The organism is Bacillus sp. S4 (genome assembly GCF_040838205.1).
GTDB classification, from domain to species: Bacteria; Bacillota; Bacilli; order Bacillales; family Bacillaceae_G; genus Bacillus_A; species Bacillus_A cereus_U.
The window spans coordinates 1-10,121 of the sequence record NZ_JBFPJI010000118.1 but is presented as its reverse complement, the minus strand read 5'-3'; the positions used below and the strand labels follow the sequence as shown (position 1 = coordinate 10,121).

Here is a 10,121-nt window from a genome sequence, read left to right as displayed (position 1 = left end):
CTGTTTGTATGATAACTATATTACTTGTAGAAAAACACCGTTCATTTATTTCTTATACTCGTAATAAAATAAATAGAATGGTGCATAGCCAATGCCATGTTTACATTCATGAAAAAAGGGAGGTAATGGAATGTACCGAAGCAATTCAAACAACTCAAATAATATATATAACGATCCTTCCAAAGCACTTCCTCTCTCCCTATTCGATGTAAAAAATGAGTTAAAACAAAAAAGCAAACTCATTCATTCTGGCACCATGTATACATTAACGAAAGAAGAGCAACTCATCATCGACAAAATAAAAGTACAGACAAAACAACTAAATAAAAATAACGTCACAAGAACACGTGCATACTATCAATTTTACATTCAATATCCCGAAATACATTGGGCACTACTTGGACATATGGTATCACGTAACGGTGGTTGGAATATGACTGATTTAAAGGGAGACTTATATACGAGGATTTTATCAGAGAAGGATCAAATTACATTTTTTTCTTTTTTAGAAAGAGGAAATTGGCTCATTTTTCAAGATGTATATCCTCAATTTTTGCTATATGAACAAAGTGTTAAAAAATCACAAAAACTATTTCATCTTCTTCCTCACCTAAATGTTTCTACATTTATGGAAACGATGTGGAACGATTTTTGGAAAACAGGTAACAAAAAAACATTGGCGATCGCAACTATTATTAATGAACAAAACTACTTAGAAAAAAGGGTTATTCAAAATGTACACTTTCAAAAGACTGTACTAAATAGTATTGGATTTAAACTCTTTGATTTCTTTCAGTTTAATCATATCCTTTTCCCATTCTACGAAAATGATAAGAAACAAAAAGTATTACTATTTGGTGATACAATGAAACATTTTACGTCCTTGCATGAACGAATCTTAATTGGAAAAAGGTTGTATTCACTATTATTTCGGGATACACATATTTTATCTCAAATAATAAGTTGGGCCGAGCATCATCCACACACAGGCTCAAGGAAAGATTACTGGCCTCATTTATTTTCAAGTGTAAATGAATCTTTTTCCCGTGAGTTTTATAAACGCCGAATAAAGAAATGCCAGTTGCGTAGTGGTGCATATCGTATATACAGCCCTGCACTCATCTATGCATGGCGCGATATGAAACATGAAGAAGATAAAAGTAAAGATTGGTTTACTGATTGGCAAGTTGTAAATTACTTAGTTGATAAGGAGGAAAGTATAAGTGGACAAATTTCAGAAGACTACTGCAAAACACTCGAAAAAATTGAACTTGCAATTCTCGCAAAGAAAAATGTCCTCCTCCGAGAGGAAGAATGACTTTCTAGCTTTAATAATTACAGTTTTTCTCTCTGCTATTATTGGAACTTGTTTAGATGCTTTCTTTGTTAATAAACAAATATATTCTTTTCCAGTTAGACCCTTCTCATCCACATTTTCAGTTAACATAGCTTTCACATTACTCGTACTACCGATTTTATCAGCCTCTTTTATACAAATTTCAAAAACATTATCTACAGTTTCTAGAACTCTATTTATTATTTCAATAGGCGTTTGCGCTAGCATTTTTGAGCAAGTTGCTGAGAGGCTAGGTTTATTTGTACATAATGGGCATTGGCATCATACTTATTCTTTGTTTGGGTATATGATTTTTCTTGCTTTTATTTGGAAAGTATATCGTTGGCTACCAAAATAAAGAGACCGTTATAGGTCTCTTCTTAAGCATACTCTTCAGTTATGGCTAATGATGTAGGTGTTTGCAGACTCTTAGAGCGTAAACGATAGGCAACGACTTTCTTCTTATATTGCTTTATTACATCAACATGTTCCTCGTAGCTATATAGAGAAAATCTAATCTCTTTATTCCCTTTTTTCGTATCAATGACTATTGGTGTTCCTTCTCCTTGAGGTGGGAAATAATGTTTATCCAAAAATAAGGCCTCATTAAATTCGTTAATAACTTGTAGTTTCATTTCTCCCTCTATATTTTTTCCATCTATCGATATGGAGGTATTCTCCTCCTCAAGTTTTTGATGTAACTCAAATCTACTAATAATTGATTCTACGACAGAAGTTGGCATACTAGAAACTAGTACTTTAAGAGCACCAAAAATAAATAATGTAACTATAAACCATGTTGTCATTTTAATCATCTCCATTACACTCTAAAATGAGTAGTGTTATGCTCCTTATTACGATTCATTAATTTTCAAAATAAAAATTTCATTCCATAAGGTACTAATATACTAATAAGTATCCCTGTTACAATCATCGTTACCGAACCGATAGTTGCTTCTTTCTCTCCCTCTTTCACTAGACGACTCACCCCAATGATATGTGATGCGCAGCCCATCCCAACTCCTTTTCCAATTGTACTTGTTATACGGAAAAGTTTAAGTACTGTCGGTCCCATGATAGCACCTGTTATTCCCGCAACAACTACAAAACTAGCAGTCATAGATGGAATACCCCCAATTTGTTCGGCTAATGAAATTGCAATAGGCATCGTCGCTAATTGCGGGATAGTTGTTAATATAAGTTCCTTATCTATATTCAACATTTCCCCAATCACTACATTCAAACTTATTAAAGCCACTATACCGATTACTACCCCAACAAGTATCGATAAGAAGTTTTTCATAAGTATTTTTCGTTCCTTAAATAGTGGTATTGCTAAAGCTACAATCGCAGGGCTCAAGAAACTGGAAAGAATATCTCCCCCATTTTCCTTATAATCTTGATGAGAGATCCCGAAAATAAGGAATATGCAAATCATAATTGCCGTAACTGTTAACACCGGTAAAGTAAATGGAAACGTAAATTTTTTATATAGCTTTATCGCCAATAAATAAATCACTACAGTAATAAAAATTAAGACCATTTGAATAGCGCACCTTATCAATTTTATTTTTTAGATGTTATTAATAATTGACTTACATAACCTGAAATAATCAATGTTACTAAAGTACTTACAACAACTAGAAAGAACATAATACTACCCTTACTTAAAAGAAATGAACCGTATTCCATTAGCCCCGTCGTTGAAGGAATTAAAAATAAAGGTAAAAATACTATTAGCTTTTCTGCACCTATCTCAAACCATTTTAATGGCAAAATGCGAGTAGAAAGAAGCAGAAAAAGAATTAACATTCCTATTAAACTTCCTGGCATAGATAGATGAAATACTTCCTGAATCCATACACCAACCAAACTAAACATATATAGCACTCCTACTTGAAGTAAAAGCTTCAAAAACTTCAATTGCTACTCCCCATTTCAATACCAAATCCCCACAATTTATTATTGAATCTCGTTTAATGTCTCTGCAAATCTTGTAATTCCAAGCTGAATTTGTTCGACATTCGCTCTGCCAAAAGTAAATCGTATATATTCACTTTTCGAACCTAGGACGCTTCCTGGGACAAATGCTACACCATTGCGTATAGATTCACCTAGTAAATGGTATTCATCAAACGTTCCTTGCACTTTACACCATAAATGTATTCCGCCCTCTGGAACAAAAAATTCAACCTGGTCCCCTAATATTTCTTCAAGCTTTCTAATTAACTCATCTCTTCTTTGCTTCAGTTGTCCACGAAGCATAGTAATATGCGTATGAAAATCCTCAGATTCTAAAAATTGGTTCGCTACCCACTGTGTAAATACACTATGACCGAAATCAACTTGCTGCTTCGCATCTGCCAATCGCTCAATTACGCGCGTGGGGCCAATTACCCAACCAATACGTAATCCTGATGCAACAATTTTTGATAATGAGCTTACATAAAGAACATTCCCATTTTGCTCCATCGATTTCAATGTTGGATTCACTTCTCCATTAAAAGAAGTCAAACTATACGGATCATCTTCTACAATCGGTATACCAAATTCAGAAGATAGTTCTAAAACCTTTTTACGTCTTGCCAACGAAAGTACCGTTCCAGTTGGATTTTGATAATCTGGATTTAAAAATACCATACGAATGCGATGCTTTTTGTGCAAATCGATTAAGTCATCGGGATTCATTCCATGCTCATCAACTGGTAAACGGAATATGTTTAAACTTGCTGATTTAAACATCGGAAGTGAATAACAATAGGAAGGATCCTCAATTGCAATCGCATCGCCAGGTTTTAACAAACATTGAACGATAAGATTAAGTGCCTGCTGAGCTCCAGATGTAATAAGAATAGAGCTTGCATCTGCTTCTATTTGTTTATATTGCTCGACATGTGCTGCAATTGTTTTTCGCAACATTTCATTTCCAAGTGGATGGTCATAACCGAGATTTCCCATAAATGTTTTCTCCGACAAAATTGTTCGAAATCTATCACTCGGAATTAATTCTGGTGACAATTCACCACTCGCTAAATTGATTAAATCATCTTTTTGTGTTTCCGTTCGAATTTGTTGAACAAGTGGTACATTAGGCAAGAACGATCCATCCTCAACGTACCTACCCCAGTTCGGTATTCGTTTATGTGACACACCCCATATGTCTGTATTCACCCGGGTGCCGCTTCCTTTTTGCCGTTCTACTACCCCAAGTGATTTTAATTCCTCATAAGCAGCTACTACCGTACTCCGGTTCACTTGTAACTCCTGTGCTAACATACGCTCAGAAGGTAATTTTCTATCAGAAGGGAATTCACCGGTAGAAATGCCTCTTTCAATGTAATCAGCAATTTGTTTATAAACTGGTATCTTATTTTCACGATTCGGTTGCCATTCCATTTAGTTCCCTCCTCTCCAAGCAGTTGTCCTGAATTCATTAATAATAGTATTCACTGTGAAAATGGTATTAATCAAGCGCATGATTTAAAAATGTCTCAACCGTCACATTAAAACTAGTAGGCTGTTCTAAATAAGGCAAGTGCCCACTATCTTTCAACTCAACGAAAGTCACGTTTCTCAGGTGTTTTTCAAATTCTCTCACATACTTTTCCGGAACAAAATAATCATTCTCTCCTCGTATTATTAATGCAGGACATGCAATGTTAGAGAGGTATGGTCTTTGATCGTAATCAACTAATTCAGCGAATAGCCTTTGAATATGCATCGGATTAATAGTTTGTAGGGATTGATGAAATCCTCGGACAATTGCATCATTATCTTCTACTCCCATTGCTCTCAATAACGTACCCGCCCAAGTTTTCCCTTTATCATGCAAACTAAGTAAATCATATACTTCAAGTCGTTCTTTACGATCTGCCGGTTCTAAATAGGGAAATGCATTTACAACAATTAATCTAGAAACAAAACCTGGATATTGAATAGCAAAATCAATCCCTACTCTAGCCCCTTTTGAAAGACCACAAATGACTACTTTTTGTAGCTTTAAATAATTGCATAACTCATACAAAACATTTGAGTATTCTTTAAAACTAATTTCCAGTCCTTCAGATTTCCCATGTCCAGGTAAATCAAGTGAAATCACTGTCCAATTTCCCTTGAAATATTGTCTTTGATATAACCAATTGTTTGAGTTTCCTCCAAGACCGTGTAAAAACAATATGACAGGACCCGATCCTTCTATATTGTAATAAACCTTTTGATTTTTATATATAAAATACATATAAATCCCCTTCAGTTATAGCACTACATTTTCTTATTCTTTAATGGATATATCCAAAACGGCTCTCTTTCTAACCACTCAACTGTTTCTGGAACACCGTCTTCATACTCTCTTTCCAGCTCATCCACTTTAGTTGCAAATTGTGATGCATGTGTTCGTAATGCCTCTAATTTTTTCGGAACATATTCCGTCACTTCATTTTTAAAATCCGGAGGGCCTATTTCGTCTTCATGATTTTTCGAAAAAGCTACAGCATAAAAGACCGGTCGTTTACTTTCCGAAATATTAGCTAATGCCTCTACTACCGCTGCCCCTGTTGCATCGTGATCTGGATGAACTGCATACCCAGGATAGAAAGAAATAACTACAGAAGGATTCAATTCTTCAATACAGTTTTGAATCAGACTTCTTAATTTTTCAGGCTCTTCAAATTCAAGAGTTTTATCACGATATCCCATCATACGTAAATCTTCAATCCCTAAAATATTTGTAGCTCGCTTTAACTCTTTCTCTCTAATAGCATATAAAGACTCCCGTGTTGCAAAAGGTGGATTCCCCATTGCTCTCCCCATTTCACCAAGTGTTAAGCAAACATAAGTAAGAGGGACTTTCTGCTCAGTATAGGCCAAAATTGTGCCAGCCACGCAATATGACTCATCATCTGGATGCGGGAAAACAACTAAAACGTGGCGCTCATTTTTCATCAATATATTAACTCCTTCATCATATATAAACTCTATAAAATAACGACCGCATACCAAGTAACTCCTACAAGAAGCACTAAAAGAAGAATGATATAGATAGCTGATAAGTTTTTCACATTCCTCTTTGTAGACTTACCGTAATTCTCCTCCACATTTCGTGCAACTAGTACGGTCCCAAACAGTGATACAACTACAATAATAACAACTAGTGAAATCGCAAAACTCATTGTCTTTTCACCTCTCTAAAACCAGTCTATTTAAACAAAGAAGATACATATAAAATGTCCTTCTTAAGGTACAATAAAATACTACCTTTCTTCTCTTATCATAATGGAAGTTTGCGAAAAACGGACCAACCACTTTTAGGTTTTTTTGCTCATCCACTTCAAAATAAAAAGCAACTGATCTCCTAGAATCAGTTGCTTTTTTACAAGGCTAATTATATTCATTTTCACTTAAAATTAATCCGATTTAAAAGTTTGGTCTTTTCATAATGAAACATCGATTGAGATAACTCAAAAATGGTTCCATTTACAAGATGAACTGTATTTTCAATAAGAAGTGCCGGATCACCTTCATTTATTTCTAAAAGCTGTGCATTTTCTTTATTTACTTTTTCACAACTAATAACTTTATCGGCAAAGCCAATATTTAATCGTAAATCTTCAATGAAATAACTGTATACAGAGCTTAATGCTATTTCTTCATTCAAATAAGGAATGATATCCTTTTTGAAATAACTTACTTCAATAGAGAATGGTTTCCCATCTACAATTCTTAAGCGCTTCAAAAAATATAACCTAGTTCCAACTTCACATTGCATCCGCTTTGCTATCTCTTCGTCCGCATCTATTACTTCAAGCTCTAACACTTTCGTTTCAATATTTTGTGAAACGAGGTTTTTCGTTAATCCACGCAAACTGCCTAGATTAATGTAATCTGTTACAGAAGTTTCACGTAAAAACATGCCACTACCTTGCACTTGAAAAATATAGCCTCTATTAACAAGCTGGCTAATCACTTTACGTATCGTATTACGACTTACTTCAAATCGGTTCATCAACGCTTCTTCTGTAGGTAGTTTTTTCGTTTCATTAAAAAGTCCTTCTCGAATGTCTTGCTCTAAAATATCTGCAATTTGTTTATACTTTGCACTCATACACTTTCTCCTAAAATACTCTTTTATCTTTTATAAATTTTCTCCTCTCGTTTCGATAATATGCTTATACCAATGAAACGAAAGTTTCTTCTTACGTTTTAAGTTATCATTATGATCGACAAAAATAAAGCCATATTGCTTTTTATATCCATTTAGCCAACTTAACAAGTCAATAACTGACCATGCATAATAGCCTTTTAAATTAATCCCTTCTTGAATCGCACGCTTCATTACTTTTAAATGCTCTTCAATGAATTTAATTCTCGGAACATCTACAATTTCTCCGTCAATGATTGGATCTTCATCACCTAATCCGTTTTCTGTCACATACATCTTTATGTCACCGTAACGTTCTTTCAACATATGCAATCCATCTAAGAAACCTTCCGGAGATATTTCCCATCCCCATTTTGTATATGTTTTATCTTCCATTTTAACTGTTCGATAAAACCCATCAAAAGAAGGGTTACCCGGAGCAAGTGTTGAGCTTTCTCGAGAATGCTCCTCGCTCTTTATATCCATATCGTATTTTTCTACTCGTATCGGTTGATAATAATTCAAGCCAATAAAATCATTTTTTTCGGCATTTTGTTTAATGATTTCTAATTCTTCAACCGTCCAATTAGGAGTCCATCCTTTTTCCTTTAATTCCTGCACAACATAAGACGGATACTCACCTTTTAAAACTGGATCATAGTACCAATACATTTCATATTCATTCGCATGATTTGCTGCTAGTATATTTTCTTTTTGATCATCCACACTATAAGCAGGTAAGAAAACATGCGTAATCCCAATCTCTCCATATTGTTTCAGCTGCTTGTACACTGCAACTGTTTTTGCATGCGCATAAAATACATAATGAGTCGCTTGAAAGTACTTTGGAACATCATTTTGTATTCCAGGTGGATGTGCACCTTTTAAGTACCCTAATCCACAAAACATCACTGTTTCATTAAAAGTAATCCAATGTTTAACTCTATCACCAAATGCCTTAAAGCAAATCTCTGCGTACTTTACAAAAGCTTCTGCTGTTCGTTTATTCGTCCATCCACCGTCTTTTTCTAAAGTTAATGGTAGATCCCAATGATATAAAGTTACAAACGGTACAATCCCGTATTTTAAACATTCATCAATTAAGTTGTTATAAAATGCTATTCCTTTTTCATTTACCTCTCCATCTCCAGTCGGCAAAATTCTCGCCCAAGAAATAGAAAAACGATACGATTCTAATCCCATCTCAGCCATTAAGCGAACATCTTCCTTATATCGATGATAATGATCAACAGCTACATCACCATTTGTCCCATTGTATGTTTTGCCAGGAATTTTTGAAAACTCATCCCAATTCGTAACACCTTTTCCATCTTCATTCCATGCACCTTCTACTTGATAAGAAGCTGAAGCAGCCCCGAATAAAAAATCATGTGGAAACTTCATAGTATATACCTCCGTTTCATTACAATAAATCAAAATTATTACTACATATAAAATTTATAGGTACAAATTTTATATGTGTAATTATATCGCAAGTTTCGATTTTTTTCTATCATGAACGTACGATATGTAAAACTATATTTAATGTTAATTTTTAGAAAATAAAAAAGAAGCGACGTAGTTCATCGCTTCTTACAATCACCATCTTTACTCTTTTATAAGTGACTTATTCGCTCTTATAACTTCTTGATAAAGTAATGGTGACCATTTTTCATTTATATAATCTTGAATTATCCAGCCCACTCTCGTAGGATTCTTTTGCTTCATATAGTTTGCAATTTCAGGATTTATGTAGGACGCATAATAATATGGACTATTCCACGCTGTACCGCCAGAAGACAAGCTTGTAAAATTAATATACAGATGATTGAAATCTTCACTATTGTTAATCGTTTCATTTATCGTATCTTTAATAGATTTTACTTTCTCATCATAACTCACTTTATATTTATCTTGTACCGTTACATTTACATTTTGATTTACATTTGTAGTAAACGTCTCATTGTCTGGCCAATAAAAATTATTATATCCTCCAGATTCATTACTACCACTATATCTTTTTAGTACTACAATTTTCCCTCGAGCATCTCCTAGTTTTATATTCCCTTCTGTTTTTAAAAAGACAGGATCAAGAAAATATTTTTTTTCAAACGTGCTACTAAATGAATTTTCTGCCCCTTTCATATTCTCATACTCTTTTTTTAAAGACATAATAATCGTTTCACTTGGATTATCTTTTAAAAATTGTTTCGCTTCGCTTATAAATTCGTGCAATGTTACATAAAGATATAGTGGCCCATGATGAAGAACTATCGTATTATCCTCTGTTAAACGCCCTCTAATATCAAAAATTCTAGCTCCGTGATCCATTTGGTAACGAAAATCATATTCTTGCGTCATTCCCCATACTTGCTTTATCGGATTCTGCAACTTGAACGTTCCACTATCATGTGTTCCTGGAATTGAAATTCGTGCTAACGGTACGTTATCGGGTATAGGTTGCATCCATTTCGACCAGTTTTCAAGCCCATTACCAGAGCTAGCAGCAACTGCTTGCTTATCATTCAAAGCAAATACAAATGTGCTAAGTATAGTACTACATATGAATAATTTCAAAATAAACTTCTTATTACTCATTTTTATTCCTCTCTTTTTCTGTTTTCACATCAAACTTATTGAATATAATAT

12 protein-coding genes are annotated in these 10,121 nt (G+C 34.2%); 2 read left to right on the top strand and 10 right to left on the bottom strand.

Annotated features, from left to right (window positions below):
• The first annotated feature begins 130 nt into the window (after positions 1 to 130).
• Both AB3X48_RS13045 and AB3X48_RS13040 read left to right on the top strand, forming a co-directional pair.
• On the top strand, positions 131 to 1,318 hold the full coding sequence (locus AB3X48_RS13045; RefSeq protein ID WP_016105937.1) for a DUF2515 domain-containing protein: 1,188 nt from the start codon (positions 131 to 133) through the stop codon (positions 1,316 to 1,318).
• Positions 1,293 to 1,694, top strand: coding sequence for a CBO0543 family protein (locus tag AB3X48_RS13040; protein ID WP_078172960.1), 402 nt, complete (start codon positions 1,293 to 1,295; stop codon positions 1,692 to 1,694). Before AB3X48_RS13045 ends, AB3X48_RS13040 begins: the two co-directional genes overlap by 26 nt.
• 22 nt (positions 1,695 to 1,716) lie before the next feature.
• Here the strand turns inward: AB3X48_RS13040 and AB3X48_RS13035 are convergent, their stop codons facing one another.
• The 10 genes from AB3X48_RS13035 to AB3X48_RS12990 form a co-directional block, all read right to left on the bottom strand.
• The gene (locus AB3X48_RS13035; RefSeq protein WP_002111310.1) at positions 1,717 to 2,142 is read right to left on the bottom strand and encodes a YfmQ family protein; all 426 of its coding nucleotides are present in this window, start codon (positions 2,140 to 2,142) and stop codon (positions 1,717 to 1,719) included.
• A gap of 65 nt (positions 2,143 to 2,207) precedes the next feature.
• Entirely contained in the window at positions 2,208 to 2,879 is a 672-nt protein-coding gene (locus AB3X48_RS13030; RefSeq protein ID WP_016105939.1) for an LrgB family protein, read from the bottom strand.
• A 23-nt stretch (positions 2,880 to 2,902) separates the two neighbouring features.
• Positions 2,903 to 3,259 carry a CidA/LrgA family holin-like protein gene (locus AB3X48_RS13025; protein WP_033710841.1) on the bottom strand — a complete coding sequence of 119 codons (357 nt, stop codon included), beginning with the start codon at positions 3,257 to 3,259 and terminating at the stop codon, positions 2,903 to 2,905.
• Positions 3,260 to 3,298: 39 nt separating this feature from the next.
• Complete coding sequence (pdxR, locus tag AB3X48_RS13020) at positions 3,299 to 4,732, bottom strand: MocR-like pyridoxine biosynthesis transcription factor PdxR (protein WP_016105940.1); 1,434 nt, start codon at positions 4,730 to 4,732, stop codon at positions 3,299 to 3,301.
• Between the two features lie 67 nt (positions 4,733 to 4,799).
• On the bottom strand, positions 4,800 to 5,573 hold the full coding sequence (locus AB3X48_RS13015; protein ID WP_078172954.1) for an alpha/beta fold hydrolase: 774 nt from the start codon (positions 5,571 to 5,573) through the stop codon (positions 4,800 to 4,802).
• A gap of 23 nt (positions 5,574 to 5,596) precedes the next feature.
• Positions 5,597 to 6,277, bottom strand: a complete 681-nt coding sequence (bshB2, locus tag AB3X48_RS13010) for a bacillithiol biosynthesis deacetylase BshB2 (protein ID WP_016105942.1) — start codon at positions 6,275 to 6,277, stop codon at positions 5,597 to 5,599.
• Between the two features lie 32 nt (positions 6,278 to 6,309).
• Positions 6,310 to 6,504, bottom strand: a complete 195-nt coding sequence (locus AB3X48_RS13005; RefSeq protein ID WP_002066705.1) for a hypothetical protein — start codon at positions 6,502 to 6,504, stop codon at positions 6,310 to 6,312.
• A gap of 224 nt (positions 6,505 to 6,728) precedes the next feature.
• The gene (locus AB3X48_RS13000) at positions 6,729 to 7,436 is read right to left on the bottom strand and encodes a GntR family transcriptional regulator (protein ID WP_002111317.1); all 708 of its coding nucleotides are present in this window, start codon (positions 7,434 to 7,436) and stop codon (positions 6,729 to 6,731) included.
• A gap of 30 nt (positions 7,437 to 7,466) precedes the next feature.
• Positions 7,467 to 8,876, bottom strand: a complete 1,410-nt coding sequence (locus tag AB3X48_RS12995; protein WP_016105943.1) for a GH1 family beta-glucosidase — start codon at positions 8,874 to 8,876, stop codon at positions 7,467 to 7,469.
• Positions 8,877 to 9,080: 204 nt separating this feature from the next.
• The gene (locus AB3X48_RS12990; RefSeq protein ID WP_016105944.1) at positions 9,081 to 10,070 is read right to left on the bottom strand and encodes a phosphatidylinositol-specific phospholipase C; all 990 of its coding nucleotides are present in this window, start codon (positions 10,068 to 10,070) and stop codon (positions 9,081 to 9,083) included.
• Positions 10,071 to 10,121: the final 51 nt, after the last annotated feature.

What these genes read in the sequence shown, in the direction of transcription:
- pdxR (WP_016105940.1), bottom strand. Translation starts at nt 4,732, where the DNA reads ATGGAATGGCAACCGAATCGTGAAAATAAGATACCAGTTTATAAACAA.
- AB3X48_RS12995 (WP_016105943.1), bottom strand. Translation starts at nt 8,876, where the DNA reads ATGAAGTTTCCACATGATTTTTTATTCGGGGCTGCTTCAGCTTCTTAT.
- bshB2 (WP_016105942.1), bottom strand. Translation starts at nt 6,277, where the DNA reads ATGAAAAATGAGCGCCACGTTTTAGTTGTTTTCCCGCATCCAGATGAT.
- AB3X48_RS13005 (WP_002066705.1), bottom strand. Translation starts at nt 6,504, where the DNA reads ATGAGTTTTGCGATTTCACTAGTTGTTATTATTGTAGTTGTATCACTG.
- AB3X48_RS13030 (WP_016105939.1), bottom strand. Translation starts at nt 2,879, where the DNA reads ATGGTCTTAATTTTTATTACTGTAGTGATTTATTTATTGGCGATAAAG.
- AB3X48_RS13015 (WP_078172954.1), bottom strand. Translation starts at nt 5,573, where the DNA reads ATGTATTTTATATATAAAAATCAAAAGGTTTATTACAATATAGAAGGA.
- AB3X48_RS13035 (WP_002111310.1), bottom strand. Translation starts at nt 2,142, where the DNA reads ATGACAACATGGTTTATAGTTACATTATTTATTTTTGGTGCTCTTAAA.
- AB3X48_RS12990 (WP_016105944.1), bottom strand. Translation starts at nt 10,070, where the DNA reads ATGAGTAATAAGAAGTTTATTTTGAAATTATTCATATGTAGTACTATA.
- AB3X48_RS13045 (WP_016105937.1), top strand. Translation starts at nt 131, where the DNA reads ATGTACCGAAGCAATTCAAACAACTCAAATAATATATATAACGATCCT.
- AB3X48_RS13000 (WP_002111317.1), bottom strand. Translation starts at nt 7,436, where the DNA reads ATGAGTGCAAAGTATAAACAAATTGCAGATATTTTAGAGCAAGACATT.
- AB3X48_RS13040 (WP_078172960.1), top strand. Translation starts at nt 1,293, where the DNA reads ATGTCCTCCTCCGAGAGGAAGAATGACTTTCTAGCTTTAATAATTACA.